Source organism: Paenibacillus sp. JT22N12 (assembly GCF_056269365.1).
This window is the reverse complement of the sequence record NZ_JBWDNU010000002.1, coordinates 1187379-1212120: the sequence shown is the minus strand read 5'-3', so window position 1 is coordinate 1212120 and position 24742 is coordinate 1187379. Positions and strand designations below refer to the sequence as shown.

The 24742-nt window shown below is 52.0% G+C and carries 22 protein-coding genes; 5 read left to right on the top strand and 17 right to left on the bottom strand.

Annotated elements, in window-relative coordinates; translation table 11 throughout:
* Positions 1 to 4: 4 nt before the first annotated feature.
* Both AC0YOA_RS10905 and AC0YOA_RS10900 read left to right on the top strand, forming a co-directional pair.
* Entirely contained in the window at positions 5 to 1645 is a 1641-nt protein-coding gene (locus AC0YOA_RS10905) for a glycosyltransferase (protein ID WP_475786554.1), read from the top strand.
* Position 1646: 1 nt separating this feature from the next.
* On the top strand, positions 1647 to 2330 hold the full coding sequence (locus tag AC0YOA_RS10900) for a glycosyltransferase family protein (protein WP_475786553.1): 684 nt from the start codon (positions 1647 to 1649) through the stop codon (positions 2328 to 2330).
* A gap of 73 nt (positions 2331 to 2403) precedes the next feature.
* Here the strand turns inward: AC0YOA_RS10900 and AC0YOA_RS10895 are convergent, their stop codons facing one another.
* Both AC0YOA_RS10895 and AC0YOA_RS10890 read right to left on the bottom strand, forming a co-directional pair.
* Entirely contained in the window at positions 2404 to 3489 is a 1086-nt protein-coding gene (locus tag AC0YOA_RS10895) for a glycosyltransferase (RefSeq protein WP_475786552.1), read from the bottom strand.
* Complete coding sequence (locus AC0YOA_RS10890) at positions 3486 to 4742, bottom strand: FkbM family methyltransferase (protein WP_475786551.1); 1257 nt, start codon at positions 4740 to 4742, stop codon at positions 3486 to 3488. Before AC0YOA_RS10890 ends, AC0YOA_RS10895 begins: the two co-directional genes overlap by 4 nt.
* A 291-nt stretch (positions 4743 to 5033) precedes the next feature.
* On the opposite strand from AC0YOA_RS10890, the gene AC0YOA_RS10885 reads away from it, so the two are divergent.
* From AC0YOA_RS10885 to AC0YOA_RS10875, 3 genes are read left to right on the top strand one after another with little or no spacing between them, the layout of a single operon-like run.
* Positions 5034 to 6704 (top strand): glycosyltransferase, encoded by a 1671-nt coding sequence (locus tag AC0YOA_RS10885; RefSeq protein ID WP_475786550.1) that lies wholly within the window; start codon positions 5034 to 5036, stop codon positions 6702 to 6704.
* A complete protein-coding gene (locus AC0YOA_RS10880) occupies positions 6697 to 7860 on the top strand; it encodes a DegT/DnrJ/EryC1/StrS family aminotransferase (protein WP_475786549.1) in 1164 nt (387 codons plus the stop codon). Before AC0YOA_RS10885 ends, AC0YOA_RS10880 begins: the two co-directional genes overlap by 8 nt.
* Entirely contained in the window at positions 7805 to 8446 is a 642-nt protein-coding gene (locus tag AC0YOA_RS10875) for an acetyltransferase (RefSeq protein ID WP_475786548.1), read from the top strand. Before AC0YOA_RS10880 ends, AC0YOA_RS10875 begins: the two co-directional genes overlap by 56 nt.
* Positions 8447 to 8524: 78 nt before the next feature.
* Here AC0YOA_RS10875 and AC0YOA_RS10870 read toward each other — a convergent pair whose 3' ends face one another.
* The 15 genes from AC0YOA_RS10870 to AC0YOA_RS10800 form a co-directional block, all read right to left on the bottom strand.
* Positions 8525 to 9211: a DnaD domain protein gene (locus AC0YOA_RS10870; RefSeq protein WP_210041327.1), complete on the bottom strand. Its 687-nt coding sequence runs from the start codon at positions 9209 to 9211 to the stop codon at positions 8525 to 8527.
* 63 nt (positions 9212 to 9274) lie between these two features.
* On the bottom strand, positions 9275 to 10570 hold the full coding sequence (gene asnS, locus AC0YOA_RS10865; RefSeq protein ID WP_475786547.1) for an asparagine--tRNA ligase: 1296 nt from the start codon (positions 10568 to 10570) through the stop codon (positions 9275 to 9277).
* A gap of 37 nt (positions 10571 to 10607) precedes the next feature.
* Complete coding sequence (locus AC0YOA_RS10860; protein WP_475786546.1) at positions 10608 to 11813, bottom strand: acetate kinase; 1206 nt, start codon at positions 11811 to 11813, stop codon at positions 10608 to 10610.
* Positions 11810 to 12676, bottom strand: a complete 867-nt coding sequence (locus AC0YOA_RS10855; protein ID WP_379114595.1) for a 3-hydroxyacyl-CoA dehydrogenase family protein — start codon at positions 12674 to 12676, stop codon at positions 11810 to 11812. Before AC0YOA_RS10855 ends, AC0YOA_RS10860 begins: the two co-directional genes overlap by 4 nt.
* Before the next feature lie 137 nt (positions 12677 to 12813).
* Positions 12814 to 14340, bottom strand: a complete 1527-nt coding sequence (locus tag AC0YOA_RS10850; protein ID WP_475786545.1) for an AAA family ATPase — start codon at positions 14338 to 14340, stop codon at positions 12814 to 12816.
* Positions 14333 to 14869, bottom strand: a complete 537-nt coding sequence (locus tag AC0YOA_RS10845) for a hypothetical protein (RefSeq protein WP_475786544.1) — start codon at positions 14867 to 14869, stop codon at positions 14333 to 14335. The genes AC0YOA_RS10850 and AC0YOA_RS10845 overlap by 8 nt, the downstream gene beginning before the upstream one ends.
* A 150-nt stretch (positions 14870 to 15019) precedes the next feature.
* Positions 15020 to 15505: a cell wall elongation regulator TseB-like domain-containing protein gene (locus AC0YOA_RS10840; protein WP_475786543.1), complete on the bottom strand. Its 486-nt coding sequence runs from the start codon at positions 15503 to 15505 to the stop codon at positions 15020 to 15022.
* Positions 15506 to 15537: 32 nt separating this feature from the next.
* On the bottom strand, positions 15538 to 16839 hold the full coding sequence (locus AC0YOA_RS10835) for an amidohydrolase (RefSeq protein ID WP_475786542.1): 1302 nt from the start codon (positions 16837 to 16839) through the stop codon (positions 15538 to 15540).
* On the bottom strand, positions 16820 to 17470 hold the full coding sequence (locus tag AC0YOA_RS10830) for a redox-sensing transcriptional repressor Rex (RefSeq protein ID WP_379114585.1): 651 nt from the start codon (positions 17468 to 17470) through the stop codon (positions 16820 to 16822). Before AC0YOA_RS10830 ends, AC0YOA_RS10835 begins: the two co-directional genes overlap by 20 nt.
* On the bottom strand, positions 17467 to 20370 hold the full coding sequence (gene dinG, locus AC0YOA_RS10825) for an ATP-dependent DNA helicase DinG (protein ID WP_475786541.1): 2904 nt from the start codon (positions 20368 to 20370) through the stop codon (positions 17467 to 17469). The genes AC0YOA_RS10830 and dinG overlap by 4 nt, the downstream gene beginning before the upstream one ends.
* Before the next feature lie 26 nt (positions 20371 to 20396).
* Positions 20397 to 21158: a tetratricopeptide repeat protein gene (locus AC0YOA_RS10820; RefSeq protein WP_475786540.1), complete on the bottom strand. Its 762-nt coding sequence runs from the start codon at positions 21156 to 21158 to the stop codon at positions 20397 to 20399.
* Between the two features lie 128 nt (positions 21159 to 21286).
* Positions 21287 to 21670, bottom strand: a complete 384-nt coding sequence (panD, locus tag AC0YOA_RS10815) for an aspartate 1-decarboxylase (protein WP_475786539.1) — start codon at positions 21668 to 21670, stop codon at positions 21287 to 21289.
* A gap of 4 nt (positions 21671 to 21674) precedes the next feature.
* Positions 21675 to 22556: a pantoate--beta-alanine ligase gene (gene panC, locus AC0YOA_RS10810; protein ID WP_475786538.1), complete on the bottom strand. Its 882-nt coding sequence runs from the start codon at positions 22554 to 22556 to the stop codon at positions 21675 to 21677.
* A complete protein-coding gene (gene panB, locus AC0YOA_RS10805) occupies positions 22553 to 23452 on the bottom strand; it encodes a 3-methyl-2-oxobutanoate hydroxymethyltransferase (protein WP_475786537.1) in 900 nt (299 codons plus the stop codon). The genes panC and panB overlap by 4 nt, the downstream gene beginning before the upstream one ends.
* A 295-nt stretch (positions 23453 to 23747) precedes the next feature.
* Positions 23748 to 24728 (bottom strand): biotin--[acetyl-CoA-carboxylase] ligase, encoded by a 981-nt coding sequence (locus AC0YOA_RS10800; protein ID WP_475786536.1) that lies wholly within the window; start codon positions 24726 to 24728, stop codon positions 23748 to 23750.
* Positions 24729 to 24742: the final 14 nt, after the last annotated feature.

The following is a 24742-nucleotide window of genomic DNA, read 5'->3' as shown; positions in this document are numbered from 1 at the left end:
CCCCGTGAAGACGAGCATCATAGTCCTGACATGTAACGGACTTCCTTATACACAGAAGTGCATAGAAAGCATTCAGGCATATACGCCGCCGGATGCTTATGAACTGATTGTGGTCGATAACGGCTCGTACGACGGAACCGTGAAGTGGCTTCAAGATCAACCGGACCTTAAGGTCGTCTATAATCAAGAAAATCTCGGTTTTCCGAAAGGCTGCAACCAAGGGATGGAGCTGGCCACAGGAGAGAATCTGCTCCTGCTCAACAATGATACGGTCCTTACGCCAAGATGGCTCGACCAGCTTCTCGCCTGCCTTTACAGCCGCGGAGAAATCGGCGCGGTTGGTCCCGTCACCAACGCTGCGGCTTATTATTCCGCCCTGGAAGTGCCTTACAGCTCGTTGGATGAAATGATCCCGTTCGCCGAACAATATAATCGTTCTGATCCTTCAAAATGGGAGGAACGCCTCAAGCTGATCGGCTTTTGCCTGCTGATGAAGCGGGAGGTTTACGATGCAGTCGGCTTCCTGGATGAGCAGTTCACGCCAGGCAATTACGAGGATGACGACTATTGTCTTCGTATCCGCAATGCCGGCTACCGGCTTATGATTTGCACGGATACATTCATCCATCACGAAGGCAGCGCCTCATTCAAGGGTGACCCGCAGGCTTATATCGGGCTTATGCAAACTAATAGCCAGAAGTTTAATGAGAAATGGGGCTTCAGCCCGGAATATTCCCTGCTTATCCGTCATGAAATTTTACAGCTTCTCGACGAGCCTTCAGCGGAGCCGCTTCGGGTGCTTGAAATCGGCTGTGCCTGCGGAGCTACGCTGCTCGAGCTTAAAAATTGGTATCCGAATGCCGAGCTGCACGGGATTGAGTTGAATTCGAATGCAGCTGATATTGCTTCCGGATTTGCAAAGGTCCGCACCGGAAATATCGAAACGATGGACATCGAATATCCCGGGCTTTATTTTGACTATATCATCTGTGCGGATGTCCTTGAGCATTTAATGGAACCCTGGAATATTGTCCAGAAGGTACTTCCGCTTCTGAAAGAAGAAGGCAAACTGCTGGCCAGCATTCCCAATGTCGGCCATTATTCAGTTATCCGCGATCTGCTGAAGGGTCAATGGAATTATACGGACAGAGGCCTTCTGGACGTGACGCATCTTCGATTCTTTACCCGCACCGGCATCGAGCGCTTATTCGCCGGAACCGGTTATGCCTACTTGCAGTTCCGCCGCAACATCATCCAGCCTTCGGAGGAAGACGAGACATGGATGGAGAACATGGCGGGTCTATTGGGCAGCGAGATGCAAGAAGAATGGCGCACGTATCAATATTTGGTGAAGGCCTATAAGAAACAGCCGCTAATCACAACAGCACGGACTGAAGCCAATGAGAGGCTGAAATCCATAGTCCGCCGGATCGAATGGGATATTGAAATGGAAGAAAGTCGTAAGGCACTGGTTGAAATGTTCCGGCAGCATGATGTAAGCGAACAGGATTTGGCCGAAGTTGTCGGACAGGATCTTGTCTTTCCCGCGAAAACCGCTTCTATCGTCGCTGACATTCTGGTCGACAACGGGATATTTGATTCCAAGGAGGAGCTCCTCCAAAAACTGTTGAAGGGAACCGGCTGATATGAACGGTAAGGACCCTCGGAAAATTGCCGTCATCAGCTGTGTTAATAATGAAGCCAAATATGCGGAATGTCTGACATTCATTACGGCACTGAAGGTTCCGTCCGGGTTCACAGTCGAACCGATTGCCGTGAGGCAAGCCGAAGGTATGGCCGCCGGCTATAATCAGGCAATGAGCAGTACCGATGCCAAGTATAAAATCTATCTTCACCTGGATGTGCTCATTTTGCACCGGAATTTTTTTATCGACCTGATCAATTTGTTTGAAAATAACCCGGATATCGGGCTTCTTGGCGTTGTCGGCGCAAAAACGCTTCCTGTAAGCGGCGTCTGGTGGGGAACAAGCGAGAAGGTCGGGAAAATCTATGACTCCATAAGCGGAAAAGCGGTGTTATCCGATTGGGGAGGGGTTGATGGAGGCTTAACCAGGGTCCAGGCGGTGGACGGTCTGCTGATGGCAACGCAATACGATATCCGGTGGCGCGAGGATCTATTCGGCGGCTGGCATTTCTATGATACATCGCAATGCATGGAGTTTCTCCGTGCCGGTTATCATGTCGCCGTTCCTTATCAACAAGAACCATGGTGCTGGCATGATTGCGACATCACGCCGCTCGGTGAATCCTATCGTCAAGACAGGAGAACATTTTGCCTGAATTATTTCCGCCCGGAAACGCGAACATGACGACACTGCATGACAAACGACGAAGCCGGTCTCCTTCATGGATAAACCGGCTTCGTCGTTATGGGCAGACAGCTTAACTTTCTCTGAAGATGTAGGACAGCTTGGATTTCACAATCTGTTTGGAGTCAAACTTTGTCTTGATTTTATGGGACCCGCTTATTCCAATCCTCAATGCCTCCCCTAAGTTCGCCTTAATCCATAGGAGCGCATCGACAAAGGCTTGCCCGCTTGGCGCCACTTCGATAAAATCCACGCCGGCTTCGAGGTTGAACCGGTCATTCCGGGGATTAGTCGAAACAAGAATGCAGCCGGTCGACATCGCATCGACAGCCGCCGTCGTGGGAAACCCGTCCAAGGCAAACTGATCGACCGTACTGCAGTTCAGAAACACATGCGTTTTCTCGTAAACGGATTTTAATTCTTCCGGACTTAATACCCCATAGCAGGTATAGCCCGTATTCTTCAGCAAATGCAAATGATCGTACCAGTCGCCGACCAGATTCAAATGAAACCCATCCGGAAGCCCATTGAAGGCCTCGGCTAATAAGGGAAATCCTTTTCTTACGGAATTATAGGCGCAGAAAGTTAATTGTATCGGGGAGCTGATCGATTTCTCCGAATAGTTATACAAATCGGTATTAATGACAACCGGATGGTACAGACTCCCCGGAACAGCCTTCAGCACTTCCTCTATATTTGTAAACACCGTCGAACTATGCCGGGCGGCGATGCGCAGATACTCCGCTTGCGTCCACGGGACAAACCCTCCCCCGGGATATATCGTCGTATGGAGCCTGATTTTCCGCTCATCCATAAACGGCTTGATGTTCCAATACGGATTCGAGCCAGGCATGTAGCTTCCATCCGGCAGAAAGCACTTGCCCAACAAGCTTAATGTAAGGTTTAGAAAAACACAATAAACATCGGTAATGCCCTCCGATGCCGCAATCCGGGTAAATTCGGAAAAGGGATGCACAGGGGCGGGAAAGCTGTCATCAAACGGTTCAGCTGCAAAGAAAAGCGTATCCGGTTTTTGGCTGAACAGCTCCATGCTTTCCCAATAACGGAACCCGCTCAATTTCCAGGGGAATCTGGTATCGATCACAGCCAGACGGCGCGAAGAGGATAGGTAAGAAGAATCCTGCCCTTCTGCTGTCATGGAGCGCTCACCTCCAATCCGGGAGATACCGCAAAGAGGACCGTCTCCTGCGCATAGATCGTATAATGTCCCAAATAAAAGCGATAGCCTAATTGCAAGTCGTCAATATATTGTGCAATATCCTCGAAATCGCTTATTTGATGATAAATGGTGATGGCCAGCTTTGGACTGAACGCCTCCAACGTCTTCCTGGCTCCCTTCAAGGCGTTCAATTCGGCGCCTTCGACATCCATTTTGATAAAATCCACCTTTTGAATACTTCTTTCCAGGACCAGATCGTCGATTGATAGAGTCAACGTCTCTTCACATGCCTCCGGAATTCTGTTAAACGAAACAAAACTGGCCGGTCCCTGATCCGCATAGTACAGCAATTGTTCCGAATGGCTCCAGACAGGACGCTCCACGATTGAAATACAATCTTGAAGCTGTGCATTCATGGACAGGTTGCGTTCCATAATCATCAAATTGCTCGGTATGAACTCAATTGTATAGACATGACCCTCAGGCCCGACTTCATGCGCGAAATAAAGCGCCGTGTCTCCGAAACACCCGCCGGCGTCAATCACAATATCGCCAGGGTCAGCTTTGATTCGAAAAGGCGGATTTGCATATTCATACTGTTTCTCGGCGAACGTGGCGCTCAAGCCGACCGATAAACCATACAGCTCAAGCTCATAGCCCAATGGACGCAGATCAAACCGCTGCAAATCCCATTGATGATAAGGGGTCCTGATTGTGTCCTCGGCCATGCCCAATTCCCTTACAAATTGTCTGCTGCTCCAATACTCGGGCGAGTTTAAAGGCAGCTTTACTTTTTTATTGCCCAATATGCGGAATGCCATCAGCTTGACGAGCAGATCACGCGAGGGCTGGTCGGCCAGAAGAGCATAGAGTCTGGAAATCCCGGTCAAATGCTTCAAGATGCCTGTCTGTTCCTGAACCGTATTGACAACGATCGCATCCGACGGAGGAACGTGCATCAATTCAAACAGTTCGATATCGATATTATAGAAATGCTCGTTGGCCGAATTTTCCAGCAGCTCTATGACCAGCGAGTCCAAAAAATCTGCGGGTTTGCAGGCTCCCTTCCCTGCATCGTACTGAACCGAACGCTCTGCCTCGAGCAGCTCCTGAGTCCACTTTCTCCTGAGGTCCGGATCGGGAGATACTTCAACCGCTTTTGCATAATAGTACACAGCCTCCTGGAAACGTCCAAGATAATAGCAGAGAACGCCGAGTTTATACAAATGCATTCCGTTTCTGCTGTCTGCAATAAGCCCTTCTTTTAAAACTCTTTCCACTGACTCGGCATTATCCGTCATCGCTTCAAGCTCACAACCTTTCAAATGATAGGCTTACCCGTACGCGTTAGTCCCCCTGAATCAGAGTATGACAGGCAATGTTCCGCGGAAACGGTATGCACCTATCGGCAATCCCCTGCTATCGCCAATTTTTACATAAATGAGTTTCCATTCAAGCCGCTCACGCATACACTTTTTTAACAGAAGAATGTCCAAAAAATTATGCAAAGGAGCTTCAAATGGATGATCCATAAGGAGAAAGAGATGCCTGCTACAGGTTTGCCGCTTGTCAGTATCTTGATTCCTGCTTATAACAGGCCGCATCTCCTGGAGCTTGCGCTGCGGAGCGCGCTGAATCAAACCTATCCATATACGGAAATCATCATTTGCGACGACAGCTCTCATAACGGAGTTCAGGATATGATCAAGCCGTATTTATCCAAGCACCCCAAAATCCGATACTTCCGCAACGAAAAAAATTTAAGAGAAGACAATTTCCTGCGGTGTCTGGAGCTGGCATCCGGAGAATACATCAATTTTCTGAACGATGACGATTTGTTTCATCCTGAAAAAATAGAGAAAATGGCTCGTTGGCTTATCAGCAAACCGGATGTGACGCTCGTTACTTCTTACAGAAAAAGAATAGACGAACACGGAGAAACGCTGCCGGACATCGTCAGTACGGCTCGAATCTCGCAAGCGGACATTCTTATGAGCGGCAAGGAGCTTGGCAATTATTGCTTGCTGAACGGCCTGAACATTATCGGCGAGCCGACAACAGTACTATTCCGAAAACATGATTTAACTGAAAAGTTCGGACACTATCAGGGCTATAAATATGTATGCATTAACGACCTGGCTTCCTGGCTGCATCTTCTGGGCAAAGGAAACGCCGTATACCTCGCCGAGCCTTTAAGCTGCTTTCGTCAGCATTCCTCGCAAAATCAGAACGATCTTGGGATGATCCTTCCCTCTGTGGAGCAGTGGTTTCAGCTTATTCAAGATACCCGGACAAATGGTTTTATACCTTCCGAGCGGGATTACAAGAGCGCGCTGCTATCCTATTTGCGGAATTCCACCTATATTTTGCAATCAGTAATCGATGCCGGCCGTGAGGAGATGCTGCAGAGCCATCCCATTGAATCCACGATCGCGTCTTGTATGGGGGCAATCGTCCGGCCTCTTGGCTCAAAGCATGCCTGTGCATTCTGCCGGCAGAAGTTCGATGCTTTTCTTCCATGGCCGGATCACTTTGATTCTCCCGGCATCGCGTATGAAATGTGGAATAAAGAAACAGCTCTCTGTCCGGTATGCCATGCTTTGGACCGTGAGCGGCTGTTTCGGGAGTATATCGAGAGGGAAACCGAACTCCTGCTTCGTCCCCATAAATTGCTGCACATCGCTCCGGAGCCCAATTTACGCCGCTGGCTCAAGCAGTACCCGCATATCGAAAGCACATACGGCCAATTGGAGCCAACCGACGAGGAAATAGAGGATATGGACATTACGTCCATACCCTACCCTGATAACTGCTTCGACGCCATTATATGCAGCCACGTTCTTGAGCATATTCCCAGCGATACACTCGCGATGCAGGAGCTTCACCGGGTGCTTAAGCCTGGAGGCTGGGGACTTGTTCAGGTACCGATAGCTTTGAGTCAGGAGCAGACTTTGGAGGATGAAACCGTTACGACACCCGAAGGCAGACGTGCTTTATTCGGACAGGACGATCACGTTCGGCTTTATGCAAAGGAAGATTATATGGAACGGCTGATGGGAGCCGGGTTTGACGTTAGCCTCTTCAACTTGTCTGCCGCCTATGGGATCGAGGAAGCGAAAAAGGTTGGATTATCGGAGTCGGATAACTTGTACGTCGTGAAAAAAAACTTGGAAAGGATCTTCAGACATGACTGAAATCCCCTTTTTAAAACCCAACCTGGTCAAAAAAGAAGATTATCTGGATTTGCTCGCTGAAATGGACCTCTCCCGGATCTACAGCAATTATGGCCCGCTGAACGAACGATTCGAGAATCGGCTATTATCCGAGCTGTTTGATGATGCTGGTAAGCTGACTACCGTCAATAATGCCACAACAGGGCTCATGCTGGCCATTTCGCGCTGCAAGCGCTCCGGGGCGAAATTCGCCCTGATGCCCAGCTTCACGTTTCCGGCGGCTCCGCTTGCCGCCATGTGGTGCGGGCTGGAGCCTTATTTTGTGGATATCAGGCCCGGCGACTGGTGTATGGATGAGAATCGGCTCGAGGAAGCAATCAACAGACTTTCCAACCAGGTTGCCGTTATCGTCCCCTATGCCGCGTTCGGCACCTGCATGGATTTGTCCGTATACGATTACTGGCAGCAAAAAGGAATTCCCGTAGTCGTCGATGCGGCTGCAAGCATGGGCTCCACCTGCCCTGATGGTCATTTCGGCAGAGGTTTCACGGGTGCTGTGATATACAGCTTTCACGCCACCAAAACATTTGGCATCGGAGAGGGAGGCCTCGTATACAGTGCCGATGCGGAGCTGGTCGCCGACATACGGAAGGCGGCGAACTTCGGATTTTCCGATAACCGGGAATCGACTATGCCGGGAATGAACGGCAAGCTGCCCGAATTCGCTGCAGCAGTCGGAATATCCACATTGGACAGGTTTGCAAGCAAAACCATGGAAAGACGCAGGGTATATAATCTTTATCTGGAGCAAATGGACCAAAAAGGGTTAATGAACAGAGGCTGGCGCACTCAGCAAGTAAAGGGGGGGATCGGATCCTCCTTTCTGCCTGTGCTTTGTCCCGAAAACCAACGCAATACGGATTATGTCCAGGGACTTGCCGGTCAAGGGGTGCAATCCCGGACTTATTTCTCCCCCGCCTGCCATCGTCAGACCATGTTTGCACATTGCCCTTCAGGGCCGCTCGATATGACAGAACAAGTTGCCGGCCGCATCCTGAGCCTGCCCCTATGGGAGGAAATGGACGCCGGGCATGTGGAAAGGATCGTTCGGGAGGTCGATAATGTTGAAAGAGCTGGTTATATGGGGATGCGGGGGCCAAGCGAGGGAAGTTCTTGATTTATGCGACCAGCTTGGGCTTCCTGTTATGGGTTTCCTCGACGAACGTCCGGAAATGAGAGGGATCGTTGTGGACGATCACCCTGTACTCGGCGATCTTGGCGACATCGGTCATCTTAAGGAGCGCATCCAAATTGTCATTGCAGGCGTAGGAAGTCCGGCGTTAAAACGAAGGCTCGCAGACAAAACAATCGCGGCCGGCTTTGATCCTGCACCTCCGCTTATCCATCCCGCAGTGCGAATTTCCAAGAGGAATCGTATCGGAACCGGCAGCATCCTGTGCGAAGGCTCAGTCTTGACCGTGAACATTGAGATCGGGAGCTATGTTATTGTAAACCGCTGCAGCACAATCGGGCATGATTCATCTCTGGGAAATTATGCGACCGTAGCTCCCGGTGTCAATATCAGCGGCAATGTCACCGTTGGAGAAGGCGTCTATATCGGTACCGGCGCTTCAATCCGCGAGAAGATCAGGATCGGAGCATGGTCCGTTATCGGCGGAGGCGCTTTTGTTAAAGACGATTGCCGGGAATTGGCCCTATATGCCGGTGTGCCGGCTGTATGGAAGAAAGATGTGTCAACTTGACAGGACTCCCGGATAAAAAGAAAACGGCATGAACGAACGTCGTTCATGCCGCCAACTCTGAATATGAGCGGCCCGCGGTTACGATGAACCGCGGCCGCCGCGAAATTTTGCGGTGTGGGCTTTTGCCTCATCCGTGTTGGTCACCCGGTTGCGGCTCCATTCGATCAGGATGCGGTCAATATAGCGGAAATGAAGCTTGCCCGCAAACACAGCTTCCTTCAAGGCGAAAAGAATCAGCTCTTCTGCATAATGATCCTGATCCAGCCAGGCGCTGATCGTCTCGCATTCCATGGGAGACAGCGGACGACCGAATTCCTGCTCGAACACCGAGAACAAATCTGCTGATTTCGCTGCGGCCGAACGCCGCTTTCCGCGGTCCGACTGAATGGCCTGCTTGGCTTCCTCAGCAAGCCATTCGGCACAGCGGATTATAAGTCCGTTCCAATTGTAGCGCTCTGACGGAATACCACTGATGGGGTCCATATCCTCATCAATCATCAGCAGCCCCTCTTTCATCAATCTTCCAAGCTGCTGTCCCACTGCCTTGGAGCTTGTCCCGAGCCGCTCGGCCAGCTGCTCCGGGGTGGGAAAATCAATCTGCTCCAGCTGCCTGAAGCTCATCAATTGTATAAACAGCAGCATATCGCCATCGGAAATGCCGATGGCCTTATAAGAGCGCAATAACGCGGCAGGGACAACAACGCCGCCGCTGTTCATAGCGGCGGCCATTCCCCGGGCGTATGCTTTCCACATTTCATTTTTCAAAGGTCGCCCTCCAGCCCTGCAACCTGTCATTCCGCCTGCTGGAACCGGTCGTCAGCAATATAGTTAAGGATATAATCGGTAAAGGGTGCGCGGGAACGCGATCGTCTCGCGGACATGCTCCAGCCCGCAGATCCAGGCTACCGTCCGTTCCAGCCCGAGCCCGAAGCCCGAATGGGGTACCGTCCCATATTTTCTAAGATCCAAGTACCATTGGTAGGCCTCCGTTGACAGCTCATGCTCGGCAAAGCGCTCCGCCAGCAGCTGCGGATCATCAATCCGCTGCGAGCCGCCGATAATTTCCCCATATCCTTCAGGAGCAATCATATCGGCGCATAACACAACCTCCGGCCGGTTCGGATCCGGCTTCATGTAGAAAGCCTTGAAGGATGTCGGATAATGTGTGATGAATACCGGACGATCGAAACTTGCGGCAATAGCCGTCTCATGCGGGGCGCCGAAATCCTCGCCCCAGGGAATCTCGAAGCCTTGATCGTTCAGCATCTTAATGGCCTCGTCATACGTAATGCGCGGGAAAGGCGCCTGAATGGCTTCCAGCTTCGAGACGTCGCGTCCCACCGTCTCAAGCTCCCGGCGGCAGTTCGCCAGAACCGACTGCACGACATAAGCAATAAACTGCTCCTGGACGCGCAGATTCTCCTCATGGTCGACAAATGCCATCTCCGGCTCAATCATCCAGAACTCGATCAGATGACGGCGCGTTTTGGATTTCTCCGCCCGGAAGGTCGGACCAAAGGAATACACTTTGCCGAGTGCCATAGCCGCCGCTTCCATATATAACTGGCCGCTCTGCGTCAAATAAGCGTCTTCATCAAAATATTTGGTATGAAACAGATTCGTCGTACCCTCGCATGACGACGGCGTCAGCACCGGCGGATCCACCAGAGTAAAGCCGCGCTCATCGAAGAACTGCTGAATGGCCCGGATGATCTGGGCACGGATAACCAGAATCGCCCGCTGCTTGGTGGAGCGCAGCCACAGATGACGGCGGTCCATCAGAAAGTCAACCCCATGCTCCTTCGGGGTAATCGGATAATCCTGCGTGAGCTGGATGATCTCGATTTCCCGCACAGTCAGCTCATAGCCGGACGGACTGCGCGGCTCCGCACGCACTTCTCCCTTTACATACAGCGAGCTCTCCTGGGTCAGCTGCTGGGCTGCTGTCCACACTTCTTCCGGTACCTCGCTTTTGACTACAACGCCCTGCACATATCCTGTTCCGTCGCGAAGCTGCAAAAACTGGATTTTGCCGCTGGAGCGTTTGCCGCCGAGCCAGCAGCCGATCCATGCCGATTCGCCGGTATGCTGCGCCAATTGTCCAATCGTCGTTAATGCTCTCATCTATTTATCCCGTCCTTTGTAGCGGAAGCGGCCTCTCTCAAGCAAGCGGCTTCGCCAATTGATAGGTATCCCGTGCGATCAGAAGCTCCTCATTCGTGGGAACAACGAGTACGCTCACTCGCGAATTCTCTGCCGATATATAGCGGGCTTCCCTGCTCCGCTCTGTATTCCGCCCGTCATCGAGCTCAATCCCCAGGAAAGTCAGATTATCGCACACCGCTTTCCTCACAGCAACCGAGTTCTCTCCGATCCCTGCAGTAAATACGAGGACATCCAATCCGTTCATCCCCGCCGCATAGGCCCCGATATATTTGCGAAGCCTGTAGGTAAACATGTCAAAAGCCAGCTTCGCCTGCTTGTCGCCTTCATTCATCGCTTCCGTGATTTCCCGCATGTCACTGCTGATGCCGCTGATCGCCTGGAGTCCGCTATGCTTGTTGAGCATGGAATTCACTTCGTTCAAGGTCAGCTCTTCCTTATTCATCGTAAACGGCACAATAGCCGGGTCCAGATCTCCGCTTCGCGTCCCCATCATCAAACCTTCAAGCGGCGTCAGCCCCATACTGGTATCATAAGAGCGTCCATTCATAATAGCGGCGCAGCTGGCTCCGTTTCCAATATGGCAGGTGATCATTTTCAAGGATTCCAGAGGCTTGCCAAGCTTCACAGCCGCCTGCTGGCTGACATAGTTATGGGACGTCCCGTGAAACCCGTAACGGCGGATCTTATGGCGGCGGTACAGCACCATCGGGATGGGGTACAGGAAGGTTTCCTGCGGCATTGTCTGATGAAAAGCGGTATCGAAAACGACGACCTGCGCCACTTGCGGCATATTCGTCTCCACCGCTGTAATGCCCATCATGGCTGGCGGATTATGTAAGGGTGCCAGATCAAACAGCCGCCGGATTTCCTGCTTGACCTCCTGCGTAACCAGGGTCGATTGTTTGAAGCTCTCACCGCCATGCACGACCCGGTGGCCTACGGCTTTGATCTCGTCCAGGGAGCGGATCACCCCATGCTCAGGATGAGTCAGCATTTCGCTGACCTTCCTCACAGCCGCATTATGATCGAGAATCTCGCTGACGTCCCGCGTCTCCGGCTTGCCGGCCGTTTCATGGGTGATGATCGACGAATCCATTCCGATGCGCTCCACGCTGCCGTGAGCAAGCACCGCTTCATTGACCATATTATACAATTGATATTTCAGCGAGGAGCTGCCTGCGTTCATAACAAGTATAATCACTGCCTGACCCCATCCTTATCATAGTTGAAAAACCCTGCGCCGCTTTTTACACCGAGCTGGCCTCCGCGCACCATTTTCTTGAGTACGATGGAAGGGCGGTATTTCAGCTCGCCATATTCGCGGAACATCCGTTCAAGCGCCGCCAGCACGGCATCAAGGCCAAAGCGGTCAGCCATCTCGAAAGGGCCATTCTGGAAGGCATAGCCGATCCTCATGGCGCTGTCGATATCTTCGGCCGAGGCGACGCCTTCTTCCAGTACATGAAGCGCCTCATTGATAAACAGGCAGATCAGCCTGGTGGTAACGAACCCCGGTGATTCGAATACCATGATGCCCTTCTTTTGAATGACATGCTCAACAAAATCCTTGGTCTGCGTGAAGGTTTCATCCGAGGTTTTCAACCCGCGCACGATTTCCACCAGATCCGTCCGGTTAACCGGATAGACAAAATGCATGCCTATGACGCGCTGCTGATATCGGGTCACACTGGCCAGCTCCGTCAAGCTCAGCGTTGACGTATTGCTGGCCAAAATAACCTCAGGTCCGCAGAGCTGATCAAGCCGCTCGAAAATCATTTTCTTGCTTTCCAGATCCTCGGTGATCGTCTCGATGATAAGCTCGCATCCCGCCAGCTCGGCCAGCTCACCGGTAGGATGAATCCGGTTCAGCGCCAGCTTCTTCTCCGCCTGGGTCAGCGCCCATTTCTCAATTTGACGATCAAGATTCTGCTCAATCTGAAGCAGCGCCTGCGACAGTTTCTCTTCCGAATGCTCAGTCAGATAAACTTCAAGGCCATGGAAGGCCAGCATTTCGGCAATGCCTTGACCCATGGTACCGGCGCCTACAACACCTATTTTACGCATAATCAATTATGTCATCCTCCAGCAATGCTTCTTTTTCAGGAGCAATTTGTGAGCGTGCCAATCGGTATCATCTTAATTATAACGTTTTTGCGCAAAAAAAGAAGGCGGACCCTAAGTCCGTCTTCTCAATATGAATTTTAGGCCATACTCATCTGGTCCTGTTCATCCGATGCTGCTTCGTTATTCTGAAGCAGGGAGCGGAAGCGATCCCCGCCCAGCGTTTCCTCGGCAACAAGAACATCAAGCGAATGCAGGAAAACCTTCTTATGTTCAGCAAGCATCTGTTTGATCCTGTCCATCTGCTCGTCGAGTATCGATCGGGTAATGGTCGCCCAGCGGTCAGGCGTCATCATGGACCCGTCTATGATGCCAAGCTCCGTCAGACCGGATTCCACCATCGACCGGACAATGCTCATCGCCTGATCAAAGTCGCCCCGCGAGCCGGTGCTGCGGCCGCCATAGAATAACTCTTCCGCCGCAGCCCCGCCCAGCGCGATCATAATTTGACCTTCAAGGAACTCCTGGGTATAGAGGTAATGGTCCTGCTGCGGATTGTGGCGCACATAACCGAGTGCTTGCCCCCTTGGGGACAGCGCTACCTGCGATACACTTCCCGGTCGTACCAGCTCTGCGGCGATGGCATGCCCAAGCTCATGAAGCGCGACGCGTTCCCGCTCCTCCTTGGTCGACTCGCGGTCCGTTTTCTCGCCCATCATCACTTTATCGATCGCCATCGACAGATGGCGCTGAGAGATAGCTTCGCTCTCCTCTCGCATCGCATAGATGGCCGATTCATTCATAACACTCTCGAGCTGGGCGCCGGAGAAACCAAATGATTCCTCCGCAATCCTCCCCAGATTCACTTCGTCATGCAGCGGTTTGTTGCGGGCATGAATCCGCAGAATATGATCACGGCCCTTCTTGTCGGGCAGATCGACGGTGATATGCCGGTCGAACCGTCCGGGACGAAGCAGGGCGCTGTCCAGCGTTTCCTTGCGGTTCGTCGCTCCGATCAACAGAATACGCGGCTTGTCGGCCGTATGAATGCCATCCATCTCCGTCAGCAGCTGATTCAGCGTCTGGTCGTATTCCTTATGCTGACCTCCGTCGCGTTTGCCGCCGATTACATCAATCTCGTCGATAAAAATAACTGCGCTTCCCTTATCGGCTTTGGCCGCCTTCTGCCTTGCTTCCTTGAACAAATCGCGGATCCGGCTGGCGCCGACACCCACATACATCTCCACGAATTCGGAGCCCGAAGCTGCAACATAGACAGAATCGGTGTAGGTTGCAGCCGCTTTGGCAAGCAGCGTTTTGCCTGTACCGGGAGGCCCTGCAAGCAGGATACCCTTGAGCGGTCTAATTCCGAACTTGGATATCCGCTCTTCCTGCACGAGAAAATCAAGCGCCTCGACGAGCTCCTGCTTGGCCCTTTCCTGACCTCCGATTTCGTCAAAAGAAAGGGGCGCAGCCGCTCTTGGCTTGCCTTTGCGCTCGCCGCCAATCGTTGCCAAATTGCCGCGGGAACGCGCGACATACAACAAACCGATGACCAAAGCCATAAAAAACACAAGAGGAATCATATTCAGACCAACAATAAACTGCAAAAATAAAATCAGAACCGGGAAAAAACCAAGCGCTATTTCCTTGATATAATTACGCATTCGGCCACGCTCCCAACTGCTCCGGCGCTCTCGGCAGGACAACATGCTTGACGGAATCGCCGTCTTTCAACGTGATATATACATTCTCGTTATCCATTTCCGAAGCAGCCTGAATGCCGTCGAACTGCTGCTCCGCCTGTTTTAGCGTCTGCGGAATATCCGCATAGTTGCGGTGATCCATCGCCTGGGCAATTCCGAAGAGCATAGAGGACCATACATCATTTAACTTGTCCTGATTGGTGCCCTCCTTAATTTGAAGACGAAGCTCGCGGCTGCCAATAACGGATTTCCCTTCACTGGTGATCTTGTCATATACCTCTCTGACATCGGCATTCTTGTCCAGCGTCAGTTCAACGGTTACGCTATTTTGATTAATGTCCGGCTTTGCTTCCGTTACGCCGGGGATTTGCGATAGAATCTGCTCAAATGGTTTGACAGTTGCCATATTTCTGTACATATACCAGCCGCCGACAAGCAGGCATGCTGATAATACAGCAGTAATTAAAGTGGGGATCCATTTAATTTTCATGGCATGAAGCCTCCTTTGCCGAACGATATGATATATTTGTATCTATCATCTTTGCTATACGATAGTATATCATATTTTCAACCCGATAGGCAGGAGAAAAAACAGGGAATGCTTGGCCCGATTGCGGCTGCATTCCCTGTTACGAGGTGTTTATCCAGAAGACAATGTGTAAGTGATGATGAATGAACCATCTCTGAATTTATAAAAATCATAATAATTATATTGCACGGAGGCTTCATTGCCGGAATAAAACACTTCCCAAACCGGCTCTCCACCCAGCATTCCGAGCTTAATATGATAGAGCTCCGCCGACGGTTTATTTTGCAGAAAACGGGATTTGATCTCCGACTCGGACACGCCTTCTTTGGCTTTGAGCTTGAGCGGCTCCTTCGTCATCCATACATAAGCGTCATCGCCGTCCTGATCCTTTCCTTGCACAACCCAAACAGGCTGATCCCAGACAAACTTGTGTGAATCGGTCGCTTCCTTAAGCTCACCGGCTTTTACCGCCGATGCTTCTATGCTGCGTTCTTCCTCCCAGAGCGAGGATTGCACAGAGCGGTAGTACATGTTCAATCCGACAAGGACCAGAATGACGATTACGACACCAGACAGGAACCACTTGCCCTTGCTCATGACGGACGGGCGCCGTTGACGGTTCCTCCGCATTACCGATGGAGCAGCCTTTCAAAGCTTTGCTGTGCTTCCGCCCGTATTTTAGCCTCATCCATGAGCAGACAAACACCGCCGGAAACCACCTGTCTGCCATTAATCCACACATGCTTCACATCGCGGCCCGATGCGGCATACACGAGATGGGAAACCATATCGGTCTGCGGATAAAAATGCGGCTGCTCCGCGTCAAGCGCGATAAAATCCGCTTTCTTGCCAACCTCGAGCGTGCCCAGCTCCTTCTCCTGCCATACGGTCTTCGCCCCGTTCACAGTTCCCAGCTTCAATGCCTCATACGCCGGTATAACGGTGGGATCGCCGGAGATGCCTTTATGAATCAAAGCGGCCAACCGGATTTCGTCGAACAGATCCAGATTATTATTGCTGGCTGCGCTATCGGTCCCCAAGGAAACCGTAACACCTGCCTGAATCAATTCCGGTACGCGTGCTACACCGCTAGCGAGCTTCAGATTGCTGGCCGGATTATGCGATACACCGACTTTTTTCGCGGCAAGCAGGGAAATTTCCTCATCCGTCAAATGTACGGCATGCGCAACGAACGACGGACGCGAGAAGAATCCGAGCTTATCCAGATGCTCGACAGGGCGGCAGCCGTAGTCATTGACATTCTGCTGCACCTCTGCAGCCGTCTCGGACATATGGGTATGTAACGGGACATCGAGCTCATGCGCCGCAGCTATAATGCGTTCAATATAATCGGGAGGACAAGTATAGGGTGCATGCGGGGACATCATCGTGGTGATCCGTCCATCCGCTTTGCCGTTCCAGTCTCTGGCGAAGCTCTTGGCTTCCTCCAGCTTGGCCGTCTGCACATCCGGCGGGCATAAGCCGATAACGCCGCGCGTCAACACCCCTCTGATACCCGACTGCTCCACAACCTCAGCCACGATATTCATCCGGTCGTACATATCCACAAAGGTTGTGGTGCCGGATTTCAACATCTCGATCACGGCAAGCGAAGTACCCCACCGAGTATCCTCATCGATATACTTGCCCTCCATTGGCCACATCTTCTGCTCCAGCCATACCTGGAGATTCTGATCATCCGAGTAGCCGCGCAGCAGCGACATTGCCGCATGACCATGCGTATTTATCAGGCCTGGCATGAAGATAAGGCCGCTTCCGTCCATACGCAGCGCGCCTTCCGGCAGCGGGCTTGGCGGCTGTTCGCCCAGATAAGTGATGCGGTCATTTTCAACCACCATATGCCCCTTCAACACGGGAGCCTTATCGTTCATTGTCACAAAGGTGCCGTTCTCAATCCATAACCGGTTCATCCGTTTCGTCCCCTTCTTTTTCCAGGTAATAGGCCAAGCTGAGCAGCTCCGTCGTAAAATCGGCATAATGGATACGAACATGCTCCGGGACGCGAAGAATCGTGGGGGCAAAATTCAAGATGCCCTCCACACCGGCTTCCACAAATCCGTCTGCTACATTCTGCGCTTCTGCAGCAGGTACTGTAATGATGCCGATGCGGATATTGCGGGCAACGACGATATCCTTCAACTGATCCATGGGCATGACGACCAGACTGTTGATCGCTACCCCGATCATGGCCGGATTAGCGTCAAAAACAGCGGTAATTTTCATATTATCTTTTAAATACGTATTGTAATTGCACAAAGCCCGGCCCAGGTTGCCGGCACCGACAAGCCCGACATTCAGACCTTGGTCCAGCTTGAGGATTTGGCGGATTTTCTCTATCAGATAGGATACATCATAACCGATCCCCTTTCGTCCGAATTCACCGAAGTAGGCGAGATCCTTGCGGATTTGGGCCGGATTCAGATCCAGTTTGTTCCCAAGCTCCTGGGAGGAAACCGTCTGCACATCCCTCTTGCTCAAATCGCTGAGAACCTGCAAATAAACCGGGAGCCTGCGGACGACTGCTTCGGATATTTTCTTCATGACTTCACCCCTTCTTGACCTACGGACAACCATTCCCCGATTCGCGGAACGATCTGTTCCAAGTGCATATGCTCAATCTTCGGCCCTGGAAGCGAGTAAAGAAAATATTTGCCATAATACGTATCGATGACCCGTGTATCATAAATCAGGACAATCCCCCGGTCCCGGTTGGTGCGGACCAACCGTCCGAATCCCTGCTTGAAACGGATAACCGCCTGGGGAATGGACAATTTCATGAACGGATTCTGCTTCTGCTCCTGCAGCAGCTCCGATTTGGCTTCAACGAGCGGATGATTGGGAGGTTGAAAAGGCAGCCTCACAATAGCCAGGCAGGTGAGCGCATCGCCGGGAATATCGACCCCTTCCCAGAAGCTGCTCGTTCCCAGCAGCACCGATGCCGCCTGCTGCTGAAATCTGCGCGTAAGCTTGCTGCGGTTCCCGCTGTCAATCCCCTGGCCGAGCAGTTGAATTCCGCTTGGAGCCAGCAATTCCTTGAGCGGATCATAGACCTGGCGCAGCATGCGGTAGGAGGTAAACAGAACCAGCATTCTCCCCTTTGTCTGGATAGCGGCTTCGGCCAGTGATTTAATCAGCATTTCATTAAATAGCGGATCGCCCGCCGCTCCCTTCAATACGGGAAAATTGCGCGGAATGATGACCAGCGCCTGATCCCGGTAATTAAATGGAGATGGCAGCTGAACCGTTTTAAGCCGTCCGCTTTGTTCATCCTGGTTCAGGCCCAGCTGCTCACAGGCATATTGGAAGGACTTCTGCACCGACAATGTCGCCGAGGTCAGCACAACACTCCGTTTCAAATCAAAAAAATAATTGCGCAGCTGCTCGCTGACATTGGCAGGCACGGCGTACAAATGAATGGACTTGGCCCGATAGTTATTATTCGCTTCGATCCAGTAAACCATTTCTTTCTTGTCGGCCTTCATAAACTGGCGAAGATCATCCCTTGCTCTAGCCAGATCCTTGACCGTGCCGCTCAAATCCGTAACAAGCGCGGCAATCCCTGAATCATCCAGCTCTTCTTTGATCTCGGTGAAGAGCTTATCCAATGGCCGGATAATTTGGCTCAGATAACCATGGACAACCTCTTCCACAGCCTGTGCTTCCGACCATTGAGCCGGCAGTTGGCTGCTGCGCAGACGCAGTACCAGCTGGCCGGATTCGCCTGAAGCCTCCTGAGCCAATGCGCTTCCCGGCTTGCCGCCTGCCGCACTGAAGCCCAGAAAGGTGAACAGCATATCAAACAAGCGGTCCCATTCATCGCGGAGTTCCCCAAATACGGGCACGACTTCGTCGATTTGCTCCCGCCATTTGGCCGTACGTTCCATATCTTCATTGGACAGCTTGTGCCTAAGCTGAATAAGCTGGCCATTACGCGCATCTTTGCATAAGCGGCCAATGGGATGCTGAACGGTATGATAGGAAACCTGGGTTCCCAGATGCTTGCCCGCCACTTCCTCCAAATGATGCGCCTCGTCCACAATCAGATGATCGTAACCGGGAAGCAGGCGGTGATCGGCGCGGATATCCGTAAACAGCATGGAGTGGTTCGTGATCACGACATCCGCGATGTTGGCCTCCTGCTTGGCCCGGTGGTAATAACAGCGCTTGAACCATGGACAGCTTCGGTTAAGGCAGGAGTCGGCATCGCTTGATACCGTGCTCCAGAAATCGCTGCCCCTGTTGCCGAAATTAAGCTCCTCCTGGTCGCCATGCTCCGTCTCGCTCAGCCATACCACCATCTGAGCCGCCGTGATCCTGTCTTCGTTGCGCGAAACAAAATCCTGCGTCTGTACCTTGGCTTCATATTTTCGCAGGCAAAGATAATTCCCGCGGCCTTTAAAAACAGCCGCCCTGAAAGGATAAGGCATAACGGATTGCAGCAGCGGCAGATCGCGCTGGCGGAGCTGTTCCTGAAGATTAATGGTATGTGTGCTGACGACTATCTTTTTGCCCTGCTGGACACCATAGTATAGAGCCGGTATCAAATAACCCAGCGATTTCCCCGTGCCTGTGCCTGCTTCTATCATCAAATGATGGTCGTGCTCGAAGGCATCGATCACTTCCTGAAACATCATATTCTGGGGCTCCCGCTCCTCGTAACCGGGATTCAGAGCGCGAATTCCATCTTTTATATGCGTCAAAAAGTCATCGAACGACCAATCATGAACCGACTCCGCCTCACCCGCCTCGCTTCGTGGAGGCTGCTCCTCCGTCCAGTCACCCGCCTTCATGGCAAATTGGCGAAAGTACGTATAAGCATCAAGATCAACGGAAGCCTGCATTTCCTTAAGCGTTACCATTTGCCCGATAAACCAGGCCATATCGTCAATATCGTCATCAAATAAGCTGACTAGCCGCTCAAGCGTCATAAGCGGAAGCTGTTCCAGCTTCTTGTAGCACTCAATGAACAGCTCAGCCGTCGCCATTGCATCGCTGTCAGCCCGATGATGCTGATCATGATCAATACCGAATAATTCCGTAACCGCACCCAGCTGATACGTGGTAAGTGTCGGATACAGGACACGCAGCAAGTCGATGGTATCCAGTCTTCTTCCGGCAAAAGGCATATAGCCGCTGCGATCGAGCGCCGAGCTCAGAAAACCGGCGTCAAAGCCGACATTATGCGCGACCAGAACAGCGTCATCCAGCAGAGGAATGAGCTCCAGGAGCACATCCTCCACCGATGGCGCATTTTGAACCATGGATTCATCGATTCCGGTTAATTGGGTAATAAATGGCGGGATCGCAATGGTGGGCTTGACGAATGAATTATAAGAACGGGATATTTGCATCGATTCATCTATAATAACAAGTCCAACCTGTATAATCTCATCGCCGGCACTATGTCCGGTCGTTTCCAAATCCAGTACCGCATAATTCATCCGGCTATTACGTCCTTTCGCAAAAACTAAAGCTGCCCGCTCCCGAAATATAACGACAAGTGGCCGGCCGAATGCTGCTGGCAGGACTTGATATTGGAGATGGGATCGGGAAATTCGGGATCGGATTCATGCGCTTTTACAAAATAACGCTCAGCCTGCTCCAAATTCATCCTGACAGCCTGTATGCATCCCAGCGCATTGAGCCCGAGAGCCCGCCATTTGGGATTATCCGTTATTTCAACAAGCAGTTGAAAATGCCGCTGGGCCTCGTGCCATTCCTGAAGATGCATAAAGGACATTCCCAGAAAAAGCTTTGCCTCATTATGCTCGGGTGAATAATGCAGGGCTTCCGTAAAATGCTCGGCAGCTTCTTTGAACATAAACAGTTTAAAGTATCCTTCGCCCCTGGTCATCGCCTGCTCAGACGCTGTCTCGCCATTCTCTCCGGCCGCATCCTGTGCAGCAGGACACACAACCGCTTCAGAAGGAGCAAACGGATGCTGCTGCAGCTGAAGGTACTTCTCGGCTTCCTGAAGGCTTGCAAGCTCCTCTGAAGGCGCTGTGGCAGCCGTCATAGCCGGAGCTTGAAGCTGAGCGGACTGCAGCTCGCGGAAATCAGCCATTTTCTCTTCAAACTGCAGCCAATGCTCAATGAAGCAGTCGCTGAATTCCTTCAGGAAAGCAAGCTTTTCATCCAATTGTTTTTTTTGCTCGGCATTTGCATGAGGATAATGAATCATAATTTCGTCCAACGTTTCATGCAGCGTTCCAAACACCTGTTTAATCATCGCCTGCATCCCACCTTCACTTGATATCGTGAATTTGTTATGCTCATTCTTTGCCCCGGCCCCTGTTTTCATACCCCATCCCAGAGGTTACACAGGCTTGGCATTGCATGCGGCGAGGATTGGACAGCTTACAAAATTGTGGCGTGAATTTCTTCCGTCATGGTCTGCACAGGGCGGTTGGCCTCATCGACGATGACGACTTTAGGTTTGTAGGTTTTTGCTTCTTCTTCACTCATCATAGCATAACAGATAATGATCACATTATCTCCGGGATGCACAAGTCTTGCCGCTGCTCCGTTCAAACAGATCACACCGGAGCCGCGCGGCCCGGGAATCACATACGTTTCCAGACGGGCGCCGTTATTATTATTGACGATCTGCACCTTTTCATTGGCCCAGATATCGGACAGCTTCATCAAATCTTCATCAATGGTGATGCTGCCTACATAATGCAGATTAGCTTCCGTGACGGTTGCCCGGTGTATTTTTGATTTCATCATTGTCCTGAACATTGTTTTAAGCACCTCCATACGGTTCCACGATACGATTGTCAATCAGCCGGGTTTTCCCGAATTTGACAGCCAGCGCAATAATAAGCGCATGGGGATAATTTTTGAGCTCCATATCCGCACCCGGCTCGCTCAAATCAGGATATTCCAACAGCTCGGCGTAGTCGATTTCGGCAAGCGGCGCCTGCCCGATAAAAGCGCTTAGGCGCTTCTTAAGCCCGGGAGCCGTCATGCCGGGCTCAGCTATCCAGCCCTCTGCCTGCTCCAGCGCCTTGAACAAAATGACAGCCTGGGCACGCTCCTCCTCATTCAGAAACACATTGCGCGAGCTCATGGCCAGCCCGTCGGATTCGCGCAGCGTTTGGCAGCGGACAATCTCCACGGGAATGTTCAGGTCGAATACCATCCGCTCCACAACCGCCACCTGCTGCGCATCCTTCATTCCAAAGTATGCCCGATCCGGGCTTATCAAATTGAACAGCTTGCTGACCACGGTTCCCACTCCGTCAAAATGGCCCGGCCTTGAGGCGCCGCACAGCCGCTCCGTTACCTCGCTGATCAAAACCTTGGTCAGCGGTTTCTTCGGATACATCTCTTCCAAACTTGGCATAAACAATAAATCAATTCCGTTGTTTTCCGCAATCGCAGTATCCCGTTCCCGGTCGCGGGGGTAACGGTCGAAATCCTCATTTGGACCGAACTGGAGCGGATTAACGAAGACGGATAAGACGACATAGCCGCATTCCTCTTTGGCCCGTTTCATCAGGCTTGCATGTCCGTCATGAAGAAAGCCCATCGTGGGCACAAGTCCGATCTTTTCATCAGGAAACTGGCGTCTTCGCTGCTTGAGCTGCTGATTTAGTTCATTCAGGGTTGTGGATACGATCATGGGACCTTCGTCTCCTTCGTCTCCTTCTTCCCGGTTGATTCCGAATTGGACGAATTGCTTCCGTATAAGTGCTTAAGCGGCTCCTGCTCCGATAAAAAAACATGCTCCTGCTGGGGGAACGCCCTGGATTTCACATCCGCAACATACGCTCCGATCGCATTGCGCACAGTCGTACCCAAATCCGCGTAAGTTTTGACAAAGCGTTTCTCCCTGTAGGGTGAGGCATACTGCAGAATATCATGGTAGACCAACACCTGCCCGTCACAGCCGCGCCCGGCGCCGATTCCAATGGTCGGAATGGTCAGAGCTTCCGAGATGGCTTCCGCCAGTTGCTCGGTTACAAGCTCCAGCACAATAGCAAACGCGCCTGCTGCTTCAAGTGCCTTGGCATCATCGATCAGCTGCTGGGCTTCCTTCGGAAGCTTGCCCTGAACCTTGTAGCCTCCGAGCTGATGGACCGATTGCGGCGTCAAACCGATATGGCCCATAACCGGTATGCCGGCCCGTACGCAGGCGGCAACCTCCTCGGCGATGTCAGCGCCGCCTTCCATCTTGATGGCGTGCGCATAGCCTTCCTGCAGCAGTCTGGCCGCATTGCGCAGCGTCGTCTCGCTGCCCAGCCGATAAGTCATGAACGGAAGATCCGTTACAATAAAGGTATTCTGCGCACCGCGGGCCACCGCCCTGGAATGGTACACCATATCATCCAGTGTTACAGGTATTGTCGTATCGTAGCCAAGTACAACGTTGCCCAGGGAATCGCCGACGAGAATAACGTCGATGCCGGCTTCCTCGGCCAGCTTGGCGGATGGATAATCATAGGCAGTCAGCACTGAAATTGGCTCGCCGCTTTGCTTCATTTTTTTCAACTTCGTAATAGTCAACGGTTGTTTCATGAGCTTTCTTCCTCCTTCTTGGTAGTATGCTTATAAACGCAAAAAAACCTTTCAGCTGCCGCTAAAAAGGTCCCCATCCAAAAAGGAACGTCTTGATTGCCACAAGCGGCTTCCTTCTGTCTCGGTCCCTAACGGCTCAGAGCAGAGTACGCACTGCCATGCAAAAGACATCAAACAACCACTATGATTGCCATGAGTTGATTCCATCGGTGCGGTTCTTTTCAAGAATGATACCGCCCTGAAATCAAGCTTTGATGAATACCTTGAGTATAGCAAATAAACGTCTTCCCGTCCATCAACGGTTCGCGGACGGGAAGCCTATATCTGCCGAGAATACGGGAACTACCGAACCATCGCTGCACTGCACAAGCAGCGCCCCGCGGTCGTCAAGACCAATCGGCATTCCTTCGACAACGCCTGAGGGCGTGGTCAATCTGGCCGGCTTATGAAGGGTAATGGCGAGCGCTTCCCACAAAGTGCGTATCGGCGTGAAGCCCTCCTTCTGGTAGACCGTGTAGATCTGCTCGAATTGCACAATGAATGCGGCGATAACCTCTGATCTCTCTACTGGCCGGCCGAGTACAATCCGCAGGGAGGTAGCAATCTCCAGCAGCTCCTGCGGATAATCCGCTTCCTCCAGATTCACGCTGATCCCGATTCCAGCCACCACATAGCGCAGCCGTTCATCCTCCGCTGTTGACTCCAGCAAAATGCCGCTGATTTTCTTGCCTCCAATAAGCAGATCATTGGGCCACTTGATGCCGATATCCAGCGGTGCGATGGACTTGAGCGCGCGGCAGAGCGCCACCGCTGCAAGCAGTGTGAGCTGCGGCGCAAACTGCAGCGGGATGCCTGGACGCAGCACCATGCTCATCCAGACTCCCTTGCCTGAAGGCGACACCCAATTGCGTCCCATCCGGCCGCGGCCGCTGGTTTGCTGCTCTGCAATAACCAGCGTCCCTTCAGGCGCGCCCTCCTCAGCCAGCCGCTGTGCAACATTTTGCGTGGAATCCACTGAATCCAGCAGCTTGATGGAGGGGACGAAAGAGGTATCCCGCAGCTTGTCCAGAAGTTCAGGCATCGTCAGCTTCGAAGGTTTGCCGAGCAACCGGTACCCCAGTCTGCGCGAAGCTTCGATCTGATAACCCATCGCTTCCAGCTTTTTGATATGCTTCCATACCGCTGTGCGGCTTATATTCAAATCCTGGCTCAACACTTCGCCGGATAAATAACGGCCTTCCTGCTGCTCCAATAGCTCAATAATCCGATTATCCATAACTGCTCCTTGCC